Genomic DNA, 17,879 nt, shown 5'->3' on the forward strand with positions numbered 1-17,879 from the left:
GGGCATGTCTGATCTTTCCCCTATGAAATCCCGGCAGGATGATGCCTTTTTCTCCTATTCGGGTGCGATCAGCTCCGAAAGCTGCGAGGAGCTTCCGGTCCTGGCCCAGGAAGAGCGCATTGCGATCAGGGAGCTGGAAAAAACCTCTGCGGTTCACAGAAGAGCCATGGCGGATACTCCTGCGATGAGCCGTATCGAGCGCGGTGGCCGACAGGGACGACAGGAGACCCTGTCCGGTACAGGGTTCCGCGTTGCGGCCTGGAATCTGGAGCGTTGTCTTGATCCTGCAGGAAGTGCGGCAAAGCTGCGTTCGATCGGGGCTGATATTGTTCTGCTTTCCGAAATGGATTGTGGCATGGCCCGGACAGGGCAGCGTCATCCGACGCGGGAGATCGCCTTTGATCTGGGGATGACCTACGCCTATGGAGTCGAGTTTCTGGAACTGGGGCTTGGTGCAGAAACGGAACTGGCTTTTTGCGAGGACGATTTCAACAGCTGTGGCTGGCACGGCAATGCGATCTTGTCGAAGGTTCCACTGCAGCGTGTTCAGATGCTGCGCCTTGATGAGCACGGTCACTGGTTCTCGGGCCTGAGTGTGAACGGAGAGGATCCGTCCCAGGCACGTGTCGGGGGGCGAATGGCGCTCTTTGCAACGGTGGAGACTGATCGTGGAGAGGTGGTCGTGGTGTCGACACACCTTGAAAGCAATGGCGGCATTGCTCATCGCAATCACCAGATTTCCATGCTTATCAATCATCTGGAACACTATGCCGAAGGGCGCCCTGTTCTGATCGGCGGTGATCTCAACACGGGCAACCATCTGCCGGACTTTGACTGGAAACTGGAAATGCTGTTCCAGACAGCCGAAGAACGCGGTTATGACTGGTCGACCAATATGCGCGGGGCGACGACCCGTCCGTCACGCATTACCCTGACACAGGATGTTCCGAAGAAACTTGACTGGTTTGCCAGCAAGGGACTGCAGGGGCGCAATCCGGAGATTGTCGCGGCGCTGGATGCCCAGAACCAGCCCCTTTCCGATCACGAGATGATTACAGCGGTTTTTGAAGTGCCTGACAGCCTGTTTGGCTAGGGGAACAGTTCTCATCAGGTCCCGAGTTTTGAGAGAAAGGCAGCAGCATCCTCCTGAAGGGCCTGCTGCCTTTCCCCGCTCATGCGTGCCAGATTGCGGTAGGGCATTCCCAGCCTCGGATTGGCGGACAGCCTGTCCCTGTTCCGGATCAGAAAGTCCCAGTAGAGATAGTTGAAAGGGCAGGCTTCAGGGCCTGTCTTCTCCCTGACGCTGTAGCGGCATCCCTTGCAGTAGTTGGACATGCGGTCAATGTACTGCCCGCTGGAAGCGTAGGGCTTGCTCGCCATAATGCCCCCGTCGGCAAAGAGTGCCATGCCGCTCACATTGGGAAGCTCGACCCATTCAAAGGCGTCAGCATAGACGATCAGGAACCATTCGTTCACAGCATCGGGATGAAGGCCGGCCAGTAGGGAAAAGTTGCCGACAACCATCAGGCGCTGGATGTGGTGGGCATAGGCATTGCGGCCCGTTTCCGTGATGACCTGTTTCAGACAGTTCAAATCGGTTTGTGCGGTCCAGAAAAAATCCGGTAGCTCCCGTTTCGCATCAAGATGGTTGAGCGTTTTGTAATCCGGCATCTTGAGCCAGTAGAGACCCCGGACATACTCCCGCCAGCCTGCGATCTGGCGGATGAAACCCTCAACGGCGTTGAGAGGCGCAACATCGCGATGCAGGGCGTCTTCGGCTGCGCGTATACACTCCATGGGAGTGAGCAGGCCGACATTCAGATAAAAGCTGATGTGACTGTGGAACATCCAGGCTTCGCCTTCCAGCATTGCATCCTGAAAGTCTCCAAATAGTGACAATCTTTGGGATATGAACTCCTGCAGTACGATCAGGGCGCCTTTGCGTGTGGTGGCGAGGGAGAAGGGATGCAGATCACCAAAGTGATCCGCGAAGTGTCTTGTGACAAGGTCGAAAACTTCGGAGGTAATGTCGTCCGGCTCAAAGACGGTCGGGGTCGGGATGGAAAGGTTTTCCGGTGCGGACTTCCGGTTGTCTGAATCGTAGTTCCACTGTCCGCCCAGGGGGCTTTTACCATCCATCAGGATGTCGTAGCGCTTGCGGATATCCCTGTAAAAGTATTCCAGTCGAAGCTGCTTCCTGTCAGCAGCCCAGTTTGCAAACATCTGCGGACTGCAGAGAAAGCGATCATCCGGCAGAAGCGTAACGGGGAGTGAGTATTCCTCTTCCCACGACAGCACGTCCGATTTGACACGGTATTCCGACGGTTCGCACAGGCAGAGCGCCCGGGGTGCAAAATCGGCGATGGCCCGCGTGACTTCACCGTGAAAACTGCCGGTATTTCCGGGTTCATCGAGTGTCACATAGCGAACGGAAAATCCTCTGTCGCGCAGTTCCAGTGCGAAGTGACGCATGGCGGAGAAGAGGAAGGCGATTTTCTTTTTGTGGTGTCTGACGCTTGTGGCTTCGTCCCGCACTTCGCAGAGCATGACAAGATCCCGGTCGGGATCAGCCTGTTGCAGGGAGGAAATTTCGTGACTGAGATGATCCCCCATGATCAGAATCAGGGAGCGATAACCGCCCGGCCTCTGAGCAGGGCGCAGAGGGAAGGCAGAGGTTGCGGCTCTGTCTGCTTCCATCTTCAGGTACTCTTGCGCTTGATGGTGTCATAGGCGGCGAGGGCTTTCTGGCGGGATTTCCCCAGGTCGACGACAGGGTGGGGATAGTTCTGTCCCAGAGTGACACCGGCCATCTGCAGCTCCCCTGCCGGTGCTTCCCAGGGTTTGAAGAGCCATTTGTCCGGAACAGAGGCCAGTTCGGGAACAAACCTGCGGGTGTAGCGTCCGTCCGTGTCGAACTTTTCTCCCTGGGTTACAGCATTGAAAATCCGGAAATAGGGGGCTGCGTCAGCACCACACCCTGCAATCCATTGCCAGCTGGCGGAATTGTTGGCGTGATCGGCGTCGACCAGGGTGTCCCAGAACCATCTTTCGCCATGATGCCAGTGCAGCAGCAGATTCTTGACCAGAAAGGAGCCGACGATCATCCGCACTCTGTTGTGCATGTAGCCTGTTTGCCACAGCTCCCGCATGCCTGCGTCGACAATGGGAATGCCGGTCTGTCCCCGTTGCCAGGCCCTCAGAGCGGCAGGATTGTCTTCCCACGGAAAGGCATCGAACTGGCTTTGCAGGTTCTGTGTTTTCAGGGAAGGGTTGTAATGCAGCAAACTGTGGGAAAATTCCCGCCAGCCCAGTTCTGACTGGAAGTGATCCCGATCCCTCGCGCAATCGAGGACAGAACCCTGTGCCTCGGCTGCATACCAGACCTGATTGGGAGAGATTTCCCCGAAATGAAGGTAGGGGGAAAGCCGAGAAACGTTGGGACGTGATGGAATGTTGCGGTCTTCCTTGTACCCCTTGAGGCCTTTGTGAAGGAACTCCTGCAGGCGTGCGTGTGCGCCTTCCTCGCCTGCAATCCAGTGCTGCATCATGTCATGCCCCCAGCTTCGGGAGGGAAGCAGATTCAGAGCTGACAGCTCCAGACCTTCAGCCAGTTCCTGTCTGGCAAACAGCAGCTGTTCCGGTGCGGGTACGGGCGGTCTTGGTGCCTGGGCGGCGAGGCAACCCTTGCGATAGAAGGGGGTAAAAACCCTGTAGGGCGTGCCGTCGCCCTTGCTGATTTCCCAGGGTTCCCAGAGCAGATTGCCGTTCAGGCTGATGGCTTCGGTGCCCTGCTTTTTCAGGGTGGCCTTGATCTCTCTGTCGCGTTGCTGTCTCCAGGGTTCGTAGCAGCGTGTCCAGGTGATGCGTCCGGCACCTGTTTCCTGAACGAGGCTTTGCAGTATCTCTTCGGCCCTGCCCCTGAAAAGGCGAAGATGTCCTTTCAGGGAGCGATCCAGGGCGGCAAGGGAATGGTGAAGCCAGACGCGACTGGCAGCGCCCATTGCATCCGTGCCGGCGTTCTCGTCATCCAGAATAAAAACGGGAAGAAGTTCCCCGTCTTCGGCGGCCTTGCGAAGGGCGGGGTTGTCCTGAAGGCGGAGGTCCTGTCGGAACCAGTGAATATGAATCGGGCGTGTCATGAAACCTAAAGTGGCAGATCAAGTTGGGTGTTGTCTTGCTTTTTACGCGGTCTGGCTGTTTTTGGAGCAGAATTCTTTTTTTTGCGGGTGAGCCTTTCCGACGGGCGTTTTCTGCTGCCGTGTTTTTCGTAAATGGCCCGGGCCAGTTCCCGGTGCTCTGGCGTTTTGCGCAAACCGAAAAGCTTTTGTGCTGCAAAAAGGCGGGCCTGTTTTTCCCCGACTACAGGCAGGGGGTAATCGCCAATACGGTCGGGATGAAGCCAGGGCTGGTGAATGAAACTGTCCGGAATCCCTGACAGCTCCGGTACCCATTTGCGGATGAAAAGCCCTTCGGGATCATGATCCTGTGACTGTTTGACGGGGTTGTAGATGCGGATTGCATTGATTCCGGTTGTGGCGGATTGCATCTGGGCCTGGGAGTAATGGATTCCGGGTTCGTAATCGGTAAAAAGGCGCGCCAGATGCAGGGACGGTTCGCGCCAGTCCAGCCAGAGGTGATAGCTGGCAAAGCTCATCAGCATGGATCGCATGCGAAAATTCATCCAGCCCGTTGCCCGCAGGCAGCGCATGCAGGCGTCAATCATGGGATAGCCTGTCTGGCCTTCGCTCCAGGCTGTGAAGCGTTGAGCTGCTTTCGGGTCTGTTCCGGGGGAAGGCCGAAGATTGTCGTAGGCCGGATGCAGGTTTCTGAATTCCAGATCGGGTTCACTTTCCAGTTTCTGGATAAAATGGCAATGCCACCGCAGCCGGCCGGAGAAGGAGCGCATGGCTGAAGGCCAGCGGCCCCTGAAGCCCGGGGATGTTGAAAGGACCTCCCTTTGGCGCATTTCTGTTGCAGCGAGGATTTCGCGCATGGACAGAGTGCCAAAAGCCATGTGGGGTGACAGGCGGGAACAGGCTTCGGCTCCTTCAAGGGGGCCGGACATGGCGCGGGTATAGGGTTCGCCGCGGGTATAAAGAAAACTCTGCAGGAGAGACAGGGCTTCCTCGCGCCCGCCCTTTTGCCGGTCTGTGCAGTGATCACCGGTCAGTCCCAGCTCCTGCGGTGTCGGGAGACTGTCACTGGAAAAGGTCGGGATGCGAGGCAGAGGCTGCAAGGCGGAGGGCGGAAGAAATTCCTGCTGTCGCATGCGGGCTTCCCATCGGGATGCCCAGTGGTCCCGGTTGATGTCTCCGCGATCAACGCCCCACTGTCTGGGCTCGTTCCAGCGCAGTCCCTCGTTTCTCGCCCACTGCAGCACCGCCCTGTCGCGCTTGAAGGTCCAGCTGTTCCAGCTTTCCATGTGCGACCAGAGGCCCGCAACCTCGAAGCTGGAACCCCGCAGTTCATTGACGAGGGAAGAGAGGACGGAACAGGCATTCCCTGTTCTGATCACAAGGGGTTGCCCCAGGCGTGTCAGGTGTCTGTTGAGATCAGCGAGGCATTCCAGCAAAAAGAGATAGTGCCTTTGGCTCATGTCAGGCTGCTGCCAGAGTTCCGGCTCCAGAATATAGAGCGGCAGGACAGGGCCTTTGACAGCAGCACGCGTCAGGGCTTCGTGATCGTGAAGCCGCAGGTCCCGCTTGAACCAGACAATTTGCAGGCTCAAGGCGAGATCCTTTCCCCGTCCCATGCGAAAAGCTCTCCGCTGTCCTGCGGGGTAAGGGTCTCGAGAACCGAGAGCAGGCGGTCTGCAGAGTAGTCGGCTGTGAAGAGTTTTCCTTCCGGCACAGCCCCCTGAAAGGGTTTGGAAAGAGGGCTGTCCACTGTTCCCGGGTGCAGCCCGACGATAACGGCATTCTTGTTCCTGCGTCCCGTTTCAATGGCAGCGTTGCGGATCAGCATGTTCAGGGCCGCCTTGGAGGCGCGGTAGGCGTACCATCCCCCCAGCTGGTTGTCGCTGATGCTGCCCACGCGTGCCGAAAGCGCTGCGAAGACGGCTTTCTTCTGTCTGGGAAGCAGGGGGAGAAAATGCTTCATGATCAGGGCAGGGCCGAAAGTGTTGATCTGGAAAACCTTCAAAAAGGCATCCATATTCATGTCCCGAAGGGCTTTTTCTGGTTTGACATCCTCACTGTGCAGAATGCCTGCTGTTTCGAGAATCAGGTCGGGCGTCTGCTTGCGGGAGGCTATGGCGTCCCGTGCGAAACCCGCAGCCATTTCAATGGAGGCCTCATCTGTAAAATCGATTGCGATCTGCAGCAGGTTGTCGTGATGAAGATCAACAGGGCGCCTTGAAAAGCCCAGAACAGTCCAGCCCCTGTCCAGCAGCTGTTGTGTCATGGCCCGGCCTATGGTGCTGCTGAAACCGGCAATAATGGCAAGGGGAGCGTGTGTGTTCATGGACCTGATCCCGGATTGTCTTGTTTGTTCTCTCTACGTTCTCCCGGTGTTCTGCGGATCAGGTGATATGAAACTTTCTTGTGCCGTGTTCTTCCGCTAAAAAGGAAAAAAGACCTTTCAGCAACAAGAACAAGTCACTCGTGAAAAGCCCGGATCAAGCCCTTAAAACCATTGTTATTACCGAGAAAACATCCCAGAAAAAGGATGTGATGGCTGCGATTGGAAGTTCCTATGGGCAGGTTTATGCTGCCGAAGGCCATCTCTTGAGCCTGCAGGAGCCCCAGGCTGTGAACAAGGGGTGGGGCAAATGGGGGTATGATCTTCTCAAACCGGAGGATTTTTATCCAACCTGTCCGGTTCCGGATGCAAGCCCTTCTGCCATCAACAAGCTGCAGGCCATTGAAGGTGGACTGAAAACAGCCGAACGCGTGATTATTGCCACCGACTGTGACCGGGAGGGACAGTTGATCGGTGAAGAGCTTCTGCGCCATTTTCGCTATGGCGGTCTTGTGCAGCGGGCCATGTTCACGGCGCAGGATGAGAAAACCATCCGCGAGGCCTTTGACCGGCTCGAGGACAACGGAACCTATTTCAATCTGGGACAGGCGGCCATGGCCCGTCAGCAGGCGGATCAGGTTTACAATCTGTCCCTGACCCGTGCAGCAACTGTGGCGCTGAAACAGCCGGGGCAATACGGGGCGATCGGGATTGGACGGGTGAAAACGCCGACGCTGGCGCTGGTTTGTATCCGCGAAGAGGAAATCACCAGCTTCACGCCCCAGGATTATTATCATCTGGTAGCAACAGCGCAGACCGAAGTCGGTGCAGTCACACTGCGCCATGCGCCGAAAGAGCGCATTCTGGAACAGGAAAGGGCCGAGGCCCTTGCTGCGCAGGTCAGGGGGTTTGAAGGTCCTATCAAGGCCGAAAAGAAGACCAAGAAAACAAAACCGCCCAAGCTTCTGGATCTGCCCGAGCTGCAAAAGATCTGTTCGCGCCGCTGGGGCTGGACGGCTGACAAAACCCTGTCCGTTGCCCAGGAACTCTATGACGGGGATGGCAAGAAAATCCAGACCTACCCGCGTGCGGAATCCCGCTATCTTGCCGAGAACCAGATTGCCGATGTGCCGGAGATCATCGCAGGTTTGATCCAGCTGCCCCAGTTCAGCGCTCTTGATCTGGCAAACCCTGAAATCCGCAAGGGCAAAAGCGGGCACTTCTCGGATGAAGGGTTGAAGGGGGTTTCGCACCACGCGATCATTCCGAACAAGAACACCATGGATCGCCTGCCGATGATCTATCCGCGTCTTTCAGAGGATGAGCGGAAGATGTTTGATCTGGTTGCTGCGTCCTATCTGGCGATCCTGATGCCGGACTATGTCTATGAATCCACGACACTCTCCATGGACGTGAAGATCGAATCACAGAAGGAGCCCCTGGAATTCAAGATCACAGGCAACATCCCGAAGATTATGGGTTGGAAAGAGGTTTACAGCGAAAGCACCGAGAAAAAGGGTGAGGATGAAACCGAAGGCGAACTGCCCCCTGTCAACAACGGCACTGTCGGTAAACTTGACCCGGTTGAGCTGGATGCCAAGAAAACAAAGGCGCCTCCGCGTTTTAACGAGGGAACGCTGATTGATGCCATGCAGAACGCCTGGCGCTTTATTGATGACAGGGACCAGCAGGAGCGCTTGAAAGAAGCCAAGGGCATTGGAACGCCTGCAACACGGGCCAGCATCATCACCGGACTGAAACGCCAGAATTTTATCGCGCAAAGCGGCAAGCATATCGTGCCGACCGACCCGGGGATGACCCTTTTCAGAACCCTGAAACAGGCTGCACCGGAACTGGTTGATCCGGGTGTTACGGCTCTGTGGGAAATGAAGCTGGATGACATTCTGCTGGGGCATCAGACTGCGCGCAGTGTCTGGGACGAAATCGGTGATGAGACCCTGCGTCTGATCGGAATTCTGAGAGAACGCAGCGCAACGGCCCCAAAGATCGAGACCGGCGTTGCGGCCCCCAGGGGTGGCAAGGAAGGCGGCAAGGTCAGCAAGCCAACCGACAAGATGAAGGAAACAGCCTTTTCCATTGCCGCGCGCAAGGGATTGAGGCTGCCAAAGGGGCTGAACACGAATTTTGACACCTGCCGCGACTTTCTGGATGAGCACCTCTCGAAAAACAGTGAAGGCCCTTCTGTTGCTGCGCTTGAAAGAAAGGTGGCCAGTGGCTGGTTGCCGGGAATCTCTGCAAAACAGGCCGGAGCCTTTGTGGAAAGCTTTGGCCCGGAGGTTCTGAACTTCTGGAAGGCACCGGACGAAGAGCTGGAAGAAAAGCTCAAGTTCCTCAAGGGAGAGGATGGCAAGGGGCTGGGGGCGAAGAAGATCAAAAATCTTCTCGAGTGGTGCGCCGATCAGAAAAAGCTGGAGGCGCTCAGACAGAAGCTCGGGACACTGGGACTGCCTGTCCGTTATGCAGAACGCCTTGAGGTCCTGCTTGATGAGGGAGAGCTTGAAGCCAGTCCCTATGCCATGATTCTCAAGGCCGCAGGACCCGGTTTTGAGGAGGCCGACCGTCTCTGGAGCAGAAGTGAACAGGGTCAGGGCATTCCTCTGTCAGAGGCTGTTCCGCGTGCGGAAGCTGCGCTGGTTCACGCGCTCAGGCACATGGATGGTCCCCAGGCGGAAGAGAAGCTTTTTGCCTTGCTGGAGCGCCGTCTCGCTTTGTCGACAGGAGCGTTGAAAGCGGCTTTGGAACAGGGCTGCGAAAAGGGATGGCTTGTACAAACCAAAGCCGGGGTTGACTTGAAATCCCGTCAGGACGAGCAGTCCCGCGTGAAAAAAGCGGTCAGGCGTCTTGAAAAGGGCGCTCCGTCTGATTTCCCGTCCCTTGATCTGGGTAAAGCGGTCCCCTGGCTGGAAAAACAGCTGGAAACAAAGCTGTCGGAACAGGAAAACCGGTCTCTTTCCGCTTTGCTTGAAGGAGGAGGGACAGCCCTGTCCCGCGCTGCCTGTCACAGAGGTTCCCGAAGTGAACTGGTTCTGATGGCCGGAATGAAACTGCTGGCTGCCAAGAAGTACAAGCTGCGTCATCTGGCGGCCGGTGATGGCGAGGCCTCCCGTCTCTCCAAAGGGTATGACGAGGAGGTTGAATCCTTCCTTGAAGCACTGGGACGCAACAGCAAGGGCGACGGTTTCAGATTTGGGAGCCGCAAGCCTTTCGAGAATTGCGACTGTGCTGTTATCTGGTATCCCGAAGCCTCCGGAAAGGCATTGCTTGCCGCCCTGCTGGAGGCTGTTCCGACGGATGCAAGGGTTCTCCTTGCCGGAAAGGGGCCTGAAGGGTTTGAGCTGACACCGGTTGCGGGCTTCCCGGTCGTGGCTGAACAATCAAGCCTGAAGGATCAGGCTGTGGCCTTGCTTGAAAAGGGTGAGTCACTTGAGTCCCTGCCGGCGCCGGGGGAGGGCGACAATTTCTTTGTCATGCCTGTCCGTTCTGCACAGGATGGTTTTCCCAAGCTTGTGGAGATTGTCAAAAACCGGTTGCCTGCACGCCTCAAGGCTTTGGCTGGAGGCAAGGGAGCGGTTGATGTCCTGCGGGATATACGGATTGTTTCCGATCTGCCCCGTAAGAACCTGCCAGCCCTGAACCGTGCCCTGCAGGAGGCACTGACTCCTGAAAGGGAAACGGCTTTCAGGGATGTCCATGGCTGGCGTTTCCGGATCGGTGATCCCCTTCTGGTCCAGGAGGACTGGACCGAACTGATGCTGGCTGCGGGTGATCTGGGCTGGGTCAGGGATATTGATCATGAGGCCGAACGGCTGACCATTGCCTTCGGTTCGAAGAGCCGGACTGTTCCCTTTGCCCTGTGTGATCTGCTGGTCCCTGCTTTTGTGTTGCCACTTGAGCAGACAGCGCAGGCCTGTCGGGCTGCAGTTGTCCTGTCTTCGGGGCCGGAAACAGACGGGGATGCGGTCGCCGTTCTGGAAGCTGCAAGGGATATGGCTGTGCTGGTCAGGGGCTTCTCTCTGGTGTGAGGAGTTAAAATGATTTCTTTCTTTGGCCCTGTTCTGCAATGCGTTAAGCTGTCGGCCCTTCATGCTGACAGGATCAGCTGCTGTCTGTGAGACCCTTATTTTTATTCGGGGAGGAGTGTCGCCGGTGAGCTCAACATCAAAAAAAATGACGAAAAACTGTCTGGCTGTGGCCGGTCTTGCGCTATTGCCTGCACTGGCTTCGGCCGAGGAAGTGCGCGTGTACAACTGGTCGGACTACATTGATGAATCCATTCTGGAACAGTTCGAGCAGGAAACAGGCATCAAGGTCATCTATGACGTTTTTGATACCAATGAAACCCTTGAAACCAAGATGCTGACGGGTGGCAGTGGATATGATGTTGTGGTTCCGACGCACAACTTCCTGTCCCGCCAGATTCAGGCCGGTGTCTTTGCAAAGCTGGACCAGTCCCTGCTGCCCAACAGGGAAAATCTCTGGGAGGACATCAAGCAACGGGTCGAGCAGTTTGATCCGGGCAATAGCTATTCCGTGAACTACATGTGGGGAACGACAGGAATTGCAACGGTCAGCGAACTGGTCGATGCCCGCATGGAAGATGCACCGATTGATTCCTGGTCCATTCTTTTCAATCCGGAGATTGCCGCAAAATTCCAGGATTGCGGCATTCACGTTCTGGATGATCCGACCGAAATCATTCCGGCAGCGCTGATCTATCTGGGGCATGATGGCAACTCTCGCGATCCGAAGCATCTGGCCGAGGCAGAAGAACTGTTGCTGCAGATGCGTCCCTTTGTTCAGAAGTTCCATTCTTCCAATTATGTCACAGCTATTGCGGATGGTGACATCTGCGTTGCTGTTGGCTATTCCGGAGACGTTCTGCAGGCGCGGGATACGGCTGATGAAGCGGACAATGGCGTGACGGTTCAGTATCGCGTGCCGGTTGAGGGCAGCCAGATGTGGTTTGACCAGATGGCCATTCCGGCTGATGCTCCGAACAAGGAAGGGGCGCACAGGTTTATCAACTTTATCATGCGCCCGGAAATTGCGGCTGCAGCAACAAACTATGTGTACTATGCGAATGGTAACAAGGCATCCCAGCCGCTTCTTGAAGAGGATGTGATTACAGATCCTGCGATCTACCCGACAGAGGAAACGGTGGCCAATCTCTTTGTGCACAAACCCTATGACGCGAAGACCCTGCGCCGTGTCAACCGGATCTGGACCAGGGTTAAAACCGGCCAGTAAAGACATCGGCCAGTAAAAATACAGACCATTTACGGGCAGACCATCACCCCCGGTCCGGGCAGGGCAAGCTGTCAGCAGGACCGGGGGTGATGCGCAATCCGGGGTAAAACCGGTTCTCTCTGTCCTTCGATCTTTCAAAAAAAGGGGGAGCCGTCGCGGGCTGTCCCTTTTTTCCTGCGTGGCAGGTTACAGATCCGGTTCCGTTGCAGGTTTCTGTCCCGGTATTTTTCCCGGACCTGTATTCACAGAGGATATGCTACCCCTGTGTCTGATTTGTGGCAGGAACGTTGTTCTGAACGGCCCTGTCTCAGCTGTTTCGTACCGCTTCTGCGCGTTCTCTGGCTTTGCGCTGCTCGGCGCGCTTGGTCATGAGAGAGGCCGTGATCACCCCGCAGGAAATCAGCAGGATCATAATGGTCGACAGCGCATTGATTTCCGGTGTGACACCCAGACGGATCTGGCTGTAGATCTTGATGGGCAGGGTGGTCGCCGAGGGACCGGTGGTAAAGGAGGCGATCACCAGATCATCCAGAGAAAGCGTAAAGGACAGGAGCCAGGCCGAGACGATCGCGGGCAGGATGATGGGGAGCGTTACCGTCATAAAGGCACGCAAGGGTGTACAGCCCAGATCCATTGCCGCTTCCTCAATGGAGCGGTCAAAGCTGACCAGACGGGACGAGATCACCACAGAGGCATAGCACATGGAAAAGGTGATGTGTGCGAGAGTGATGGTGACAATGCCGCGATCAATGTTCAGGGCAACGAAGAACAGCAGCAGGGACAATCCTGTAATGACTTCGGGCATCACAAGCGGGGCATAGATCATCCCGCTAAAGAGTGTACGCCCGCGGAAAGGGCCGACACGTACAAGGACAAGCGCAGCCATGGTGCCCAGAACTGTGGCAAGGGTTGAGGACACAAAGGCAACCTGCAGCGTTACCCAGGCTGCATCCAGAAAGGCCTCGTTTGCAAGAACGGCACTGTACCATTTCGTGGAAAAGCCGCCCCAGACAGTAACCAGCCGTGATTCATTGAAGGAAAAGATCATCAGAATCAGAATGGGCAGATAGAGGAAGGCAAAGCCCAGAGTGAGAACCGTTGTGCTGAAAAGGCGGGAGCTTCGGGTGGTCACGAGAAAGCCTCCCCGCGTTTTTCCTGATGTCTCTGGAACAGCACGATCGGGACCACCAGGATCAGAAGCAGGATCACGGCGACGGCTGAAGCAACAGTCCAGTCCCGGTTCCCGAAGAACTCCACCCACATGACCTTGCCGATCATCAGGGTTTCCGAACCCCCCAGAAGATCGGGAATAACGAATTCCCCGATGGAAGGGATAAAGACCAGTGCGCATCCGGCGACAATGCCGGGAAGGGTCAGGGGCAGGGTGATGAGCCAGAAGCTCTTCCACGGCGGGCACCCCAGATCCGCTGCAGCTTCCAGCAGGGTGTGATCCAGTTTTTCCAGTGAGGCATAAAGCGGCAGGATCATAAAGGGCATGTAGGAATAGACGATGCCGATATAGACCGCGACATTGGTGCCCAGAATGTTGAGAGGTTCATCTGTGATCCCCGCCGACATCAGGATGAAATTCAGCAGGCCGTTGTTCTTCAGAATGCCGATCCAGGCATAGACACGGATCAGAAAGCTGGTCCAGAACGGCAGCATCATGAACATCAGCAAGGCCGGGCGCCACTGTTCCGGCGCACGGGCCATGGCATAGGCGACAGGATAGCCCACCAGCAGGGTCAACAGGGTGGCTGTCGCTGCAATCCGAAGGCTGGAGAGATAGGCGTTCAGATAAAGCGGATCTTCCGACAGCCAGAGGTAGTTCTCGAAATCCAGCTCCCTGAACAGGGACAGCAGGCCGGAAAAACCGTCACTCCAGTCAAAGGTCGGACTGTAGGGGGGAAGGGCAATGGCTGTGTCAGAAAGCGAGATTTTCAGAACAATGCCGAAAGGAGCGAGAAACAGAAGCAGGAGCCAGAAATATGGCGTGGCGATCAAAAGGCGTTTGCGCCAGTTCTGCTTCGCGGTTGCCGGAGGAAGGGGCTGTGTGTGATCAGACATTTCCGCCTCACTCCGCCAGAAAGACGCCTGCGGTTTCCCGCCACTGGAGCCAGACCCTGCTTTCCCATGTGATTTCATGGTTCGCGCGCTTGCGGTAATTGGCTGTCTGCGCCTTGATCATGGAGCCGTCAGCAAGCCTGACATGATAGGTGGAAATATTGCCGGTATAGGCAATGTCAAAGACCTCGCCCTGAACGGCATTGCCCTGCTCGGCTGTCTGATCCAGTGAAATGGCAACCTTTTCCGGGCGGATCGAAATCCAGCCTGTTGAACCCAGTGGCGGTCGCTGTGCCGTCTGGATGCGAATGTCCGGACAGCTGTCGGAAACCTGCAGAACAAGTCCCTGTTCCGTGTAGCCGCTCACCTTGCCTTCCAGCATGTTTACATCGCCGATAAAGTCGGCAACATAACGGTTGAGTGGATATTCATAGACCTCTGCCGGTGGACCGACCTGCTCGATTTTGCCTTCGTTCATAACGGCAATGCGCGATGATACGGTCATGGCCTCTTCCTGATCATGTGTGACAATCAGAAAGGTCATGTTGAGCTTTTCCTGAATGTTGACCAGCTCGAACTGTGTCTTTTCCCTCAGCTTTTTGTCCAGGGCTCCCAGGGGTTCGTCCAGCAGGAGCAGCTGCGGGCGCTTGGCGAGGGAGCGGGCAAGGGCAACCCGCTGTTTTTGCCCGCCGGAGAGCTGGTGAGGTTTGCGCCCGGCGAAGCGTTCAAGCTGAACAAGGGCCAGCATTTCATCGACGCGTTCCCTGATTTCTCTCTGGGGTAGTCCTTCCTGTTTCAGGCCGAAAGCAATGTTCTTTTCGACTGTGAGGTGCGGAAAGAGGGCGTAGGACTGGAACATCATGTTCACGGGGCGTTCGTGCGGGGGAATGTTCGAGATATCCTGCCCGTTGATCAGAATGCGGCCTTCCGAAGGTGTCTCAAAGCCTGCAAGCATCCGCATGATGGTCGTCTTCCCGCAACCGGATGGCCCCAGCAGGGCAAAGAACTCACCCTGATCAATTTCAAGATTCAGATTTTCAATGGCTGTGAAGTCACCAAAACGCTTGGTCACACCCTCAAAGCGGATCATTGAAGGCTTGGAAGCAGGATCGTTGTCAGTCAAGGCGGGATTACTTTCAGACAGGGGCGGGCAGAAGGTCAGATACGCAGGGCTGAATGAGGAGGTCCTATACAGGAAAGGTGACGATCAGATAACGGTTTTATAACATATTCCCGAAAGAATTTTCATCTGTTCAGTGACCTGCAGATTCCTGTAACATGATGAACTGACGTTTTTTATCTGATTTTAAAACTGGACAGACCATGACTCCCGATTACAGCACCTGGCCCTTCAATGTCATGCCGGGTGAAATCCCGACGGATCCGGAAGCCCTGCGCAGCTGGATGCGGGAGCGCGATATTGACGAGGTTGAGTGTCTGACCTGTGATCTGGCGGGGATCGCACGTGGCAAGGCCATGCCGGCCAACAAGTTTGCCGAGATGCGCAGCAATTATCTGCCGGTTTCCATCTATTATCAGTCCATTACCGGAGACTATGCCGATCTGGATCGGGATGACGAATGGACGGAGACAGACATGTGTCTGGTCCCGGTTCTGTCCACGTTGCGGACGGTTCCCTGGGCAAAGTATCCAACCCTGCAGGTGATCCATGACCTGCAGCATCAGGACGGAACACCTGTGGGGATGGCACCGCGCTCCGTACTCAAGCGGGTGGTGGACTGCTACCATGCCCTGGGGTTGAAACCGATTGTTGCCCCGGAGCTGGAGTTCTATCTGACCAAGAAGAATACGGACCCTGACTATCCGCTGGAACCGCCGGTGGGGCGTTCCGGACGCCAGTCTGTTGGCAAGCAGTCCTACTCCATGGCTGCGGTCGACGAGTATGAAATGGTCATCAACGACATTTATGACTTTGCTGAATCAATGGGGCTGGAGATTGACACAATCATTCAGGAGGGCGGGGCTGCCCAGCTGGAAATCAACCTGATTCACGGTGATCCTGTCGAGCTTGCGGATCAGGTCTTTGTCTTCAAGCGTCTCATCCGCGAAGCGGCGTTCCGTCAGGGCTGCTATGCGACCTTTATGGCAAAGCCCATGGATCACGAACCCGGCAGTGCCATGCACATTCACCAGAGCCTTGTTTCGCTGGAGACAGGCGAGAATGTGCTCTCTGACGGGGATGGCAAGCCCAGCGAGCTGTTCTATCAGTTTCTGGCCGGGCAGCAGAGCTATATTCCTGCGGCCATGTGTATCTTTGCACCCTATGTGAACTCCTATCGCCGGATGGTGATTGGCGGGGCTGCCCCGATCAATCTGGAATGGGGGCAGGACAACCGTTCTGTCGGTTTGCGCATTCCCCATTCGTCACCGGCAAACCGTCGTGTGGAAAATCGCGTGATCGGAGCGGACACAAACCCCTATCTGTCCATTGCGGCAAGTCTGGCTTGCGGGTATCTGGGAATTGTTGAAAAGCTCAAGCCGCGCAAGGAATGCACCGGCATTGCCTATGATGCAGACTACACGCTGCCCCGCTCCCTGCTGGAGGCCCTGAACCTTCTGGACGAATGTCCGGCGCTGGAAGAAACGCTCGGCAAGGATTTCACGGATGTCTACAAAATTATCAAGCGTCACGAGTTCGAGGAATTCATGGCTGTGATCTCTCCCTGGGAGAGAGAGCATCTTCTTCTGACAGTCTAGAAGGCAGAACAGAATCATGATGGCTGCCCAGAAGCGCAAGGGTTTGCTCTTTGCCAATGACCGGTTCGGGTATTATCCGGACTCCTTCTATGCTGCGACAGCGAACCTCCTGCCCGAGCAGCCTGTTTTGCAGGGGCATGAAACCTGCGATGTCTGCATCGTCGGGGCCGGTTATACGGGGCTTTCTGCTGCCCTGCATCTGGCCCGGCGCGGCTTCGCTGTCCGGGTGCTCGAGGCCCATCGTATCGGGTGGGGCGCTTCGGGTCGTAACGGGGGGCAACTGGGCTCGGGACAAAGGCTGGAACAGCATGAACTGGAAGATCTGGTTGGTGTCACCAGAGCGAGGGCCCTGTGGGATCTTTCCGAGGAATCCAAGGCTCTGGTCAAGGGGCTGATTGCTGAAGAGAAGATTGATTGCGCCTACAAACCGGGGGTCCTGCATGCCGATCACAAGGCGTCCTACAGTCGTTTTTCGCGGGATTATGTCGAGAAGCTGGAACGGGATTACGGCTATCAGCACCTTACTTTCCTCAATCGGGATGCCGTGGCTGAACAGCTGGGCGCGCAGGGGTATTTCAGCGGTGTTCTTGACCGTGATGCCGGGCATCTGAATCCTTTGAAATTCTGTCTTGGTCTGGGCAGGGCGGCGTTGAAGGCCGGAGCGGTCGTCCACGAGCGCTCTCCTGTTCTCGACTGGTCTTCTGTTTCCCTGCGGGGGGGAGAGCAGGGTTACAGGATTAAAACCCCGGAAGGCTCTGTTTCGGCCCGACATCTTGTTCTGGCCTGCAACGGTTATCTGGAGCGCCTGAACAGGGCTGTCGCGCGGCGGATCATGCCGATCAACAACTTTATCGTGGCAACGGAGCCCCTCGGGGAAGCTGTGGCACGATCGCTGATCCGTGATGATGTCGCCGTTGCCGATTCACGGTTTGTGATCAACTACTACCGCCTGAGTGAAGATCGCCGTTTGCTGTTCGGCGGTGGTGAAAATTACCGCTATCGCTTTCCGTCCGATATCAGAAGCTTCGTCAAAAAGCCCTTGCTGGAGGTCTATCCGCAACTGGAAGGGACCGGACTGGATTTTGGTTGGGGCGGAACACTCGGAATCACCCGCAACCGCATGCCCGTCTTCATGAAGCCGGAGCGGAATCTCTGGACGGCCTGTGGTTTTTCGGGGCACGGCCTGGGGATGGCGACACTGTCCGGGAAACTGCTGGCCGAGGCCATTGACGGGACAGAAAGCCGTTTTGATCTGATGGCTTCCGTCCCCAGTCCGGTCTTTCCCGGAGGAACGCTTTTGCGCTGGCCTCTTCTGGTGCTGGCAATGAGCTGGTTTGCCTTGAGGGACAGGCTCTGATCTGAAAGAATGG

12 protein-coding genes are annotated in these 17,879 nt (G+C 56.3%); 5 read left to right on the forward strand and 7 right to left on the reverse strand.

What is annotated here, in order from left to right; translation table 11 throughout:
- The first annotated feature begins 4 nt into the window (after positions 1-4).
- The gene (locus AAAH10_RS12185; protein WP_343563919.1) at positions 5-1,093 is read left to right on the forward strand and encodes an endonuclease/exonuclease/phosphatase family protein; all 1,089 of its coding nucleotides are present in this window, start codon (positions 5-7) and stop codon (positions 1,091-1,093) included.
- 14 nt (positions 1,094-1,107) lie between these two features.
- On the opposite strand, the gene AAAH10_RS12190 is transcribed toward AAAH10_RS12185, so the two are convergent.
- From AAAH10_RS12190 to AAAH10_RS12205, 4 genes are read right to left on the reverse strand one after another with little or no spacing between them, the layout of a single operon-like run.
- Positions 1,108-2,697, reverse strand: coding sequence for a cryptochrome/photolyase family protein (locus AAAH10_RS12190; protein ID WP_343563921.1), 1,590 nt, complete (start codon positions 2,695-2,697; stop codon positions 1,108-1,110).
- A 2-nt stretch (positions 2,698-2,699) separates the two neighbouring features.
- The gene (locus tag AAAH10_RS12195; protein WP_343563923.1) at positions 2,700-4,139 is read right to left on the reverse strand and encodes a cryptochrome/photolyase family protein; all 1,440 of its coding nucleotides are present in this window, start codon (positions 4,137-4,139) and stop codon (positions 2,700-2,702) included.
- 5 nt (positions 4,140-4,144) lie between these two features.
- Positions 4,145-5,752: an FAD-binding domain-containing protein gene (locus tag AAAH10_RS12200; RefSeq protein ID WP_343563926.1), complete on the reverse strand. Its 1,608-nt coding sequence runs from the start codon at positions 5,750-5,752 to the stop codon at positions 4,145-4,147.
- Positions 5,725-6,462: an SDR family NAD(P)-dependent oxidoreductase gene (locus AAAH10_RS12205; RefSeq protein ID WP_343563928.1), complete on the reverse strand. Its 738-nt coding sequence runs from the start codon at positions 6,460-6,462 to the stop codon at positions 5,725-5,727. Before AAAH10_RS12205 ends, AAAH10_RS12200 begins: the two co-directional genes overlap by 28 nt.
- 140 nt (positions 6,463-6,602) lie before the next feature.
- Here AAAH10_RS12205 and AAAH10_RS12210 point away from each other — a divergent pair, with 140 nt between their 5' ends.
- Both AAAH10_RS12210 and AAAH10_RS12215 read left to right on the forward strand, forming a co-directional pair.
- On the forward strand, positions 6,603-10,502 hold the full coding sequence (locus AAAH10_RS12210) for a DNA topoisomerase (RefSeq protein ID WP_343563930.1): 3,900 nt from the start codon (positions 6,603-6,605) through the stop codon (positions 10,500-10,502).
- A 145-nt stretch (positions 10,503-10,647) separates the two neighbouring features.
- Positions 10,648-11,727: a polyamine ABC transporter substrate-binding protein gene (locus AAAH10_RS12215; RefSeq protein WP_343563931.1), complete on the forward strand. Its 1,080-nt coding sequence runs from the start codon at positions 10,648-10,650 to the stop codon at positions 11,725-11,727.
- Between the two features lie 307 nt (positions 11,728-12,034).
- Here the strand turns inward: AAAH10_RS12215 and AAAH10_RS12220 are convergent, their stop codons facing one another.
- The 3 genes from AAAH10_RS12220 to AAAH10_RS12230 are packed head-to-tail and all read right to left on the reverse strand — an operon-like array spanning position 12,035 to position 14,914.
- Positions 12,035-12,859, reverse strand: a complete 825-nt coding sequence (locus AAAH10_RS12220; RefSeq protein ID WP_343563933.1) for an ABC transporter permease — start codon at positions 12,857-12,859, stop codon at positions 12,035-12,037.
- Positions 12,856-13,794: an ABC transporter permease subunit gene (locus AAAH10_RS12225; protein ID WP_343563934.1), complete on the reverse strand. Its 939-nt coding sequence runs from the start codon at positions 13,792-13,794 to the stop codon at positions 12,856-12,858. Before AAAH10_RS12225 ends, AAAH10_RS12220 begins: the two co-directional genes overlap by 4 nt.
- 7 nt (positions 13,795-13,801) lie before the next feature.
- Complete coding sequence (locus AAAH10_RS12230; RefSeq protein ID WP_343563936.1) at positions 13,802-14,914, reverse strand: ABC transporter ATP-binding protein; 1,113 nt, start codon at positions 14,912-14,914, stop codon at positions 13,802-13,804.
- A 200-nt stretch (positions 14,915-15,114) separates the two neighbouring features.
- Here AAAH10_RS12230 and AAAH10_RS12235 point away from each other — a divergent pair, with 200 nt between their 5' ends.
- On the forward strand, positions 15,115-16,509 hold the full coding sequence (locus AAAH10_RS12235) for a glutamine synthetase family protein (RefSeq protein ID WP_343563938.1): 1,395 nt from the start codon (positions 15,115-15,117) through the stop codon (positions 16,507-16,509).
- A gap of 16 nt (positions 16,510-16,525) precedes the next feature.
- A complete protein-coding gene (locus AAAH10_RS12240) occupies positions 16,526-17,866 on the forward strand; it encodes an NAD(P)/FAD-dependent oxidoreductase (protein WP_343563940.1) in 1,341 nt (446 codons plus the stop codon).
- Positions 17,867-17,879 lie beyond the last annotated feature (13 nt).

The sequence above is a fragment of the Carbonatibacter coralli genome, from assembly GCF_039592655.1.
GTDB classification, from domain to species: Bacteria; Pseudomonadota; Alphaproteobacteria; order Kiloniellales; family Kiloniellaceae; genus Carbonatibacter; species Carbonatibacter coralli.

Excerpts from the sequence above, each read along its gene's own strand:
- AAAH10_RS12185 (WP_343563919.1), top strand. The coding sequence starts at position 5 with ATGTCTGATCTTTCCCCTATGAAATCCCGGCAGGATGATGCCTTTTTC.
- AAAH10_RS12190 (WP_343563921.1), bottom strand. The coding sequence starts at position 2,697 with ATGGAAGCAGACAGAGCCGCAACCTCTGCCTTCCCTCTGCGCCCTGCT.
- AAAH10_RS12195 (WP_343563923.1), bottom strand. The coding sequence starts at position 4,139 with ATGACACGCCCGATTCATATTCACTGGTTCCGACAGGACCTCCGCCTT.
- AAAH10_RS12200 (WP_343563926.1), bottom strand. The coding sequence starts at position 5,752 with ATGGGACGGGGAAAGGATCTCGCCTTGAGCCTGCAAATTGTCTGGTTC.
- AAAH10_RS12205 (WP_343563928.1), bottom strand. The coding sequence starts at position 6,462 with ATGAACACACACGCTCCCCTTGCCATTATTGCCGGTTTCAGCAGCACC.
- AAAH10_RS12215 (WP_343563931.1), top strand. The coding sequence starts at position 10,648 with ATGACGAAAAACTGTCTGGCTGTGGCCGGTCTTGCGCTATTGCCTGCA.
- AAAH10_RS12225 (WP_343563934.1), bottom strand. The coding sequence starts at position 13,794 with ATGTCTGATCACACACAGCCCCTTCCTCCGGCAACCGCGAAGCAGAAC.
- AAAH10_RS12235 (WP_343563938.1), top strand. The coding sequence starts at position 15,115 with ATGACTCCCGATTACAGCACCTGGCCCTTCAATGTCATGCCGGGTGAA.
- AAAH10_RS12240 (WP_343563940.1), top strand. The coding sequence starts at position 16,526 with ATGATGGCTGCCCAGAAGCGCAAGGGTTTGCTCTTTGCCAATGACCGG.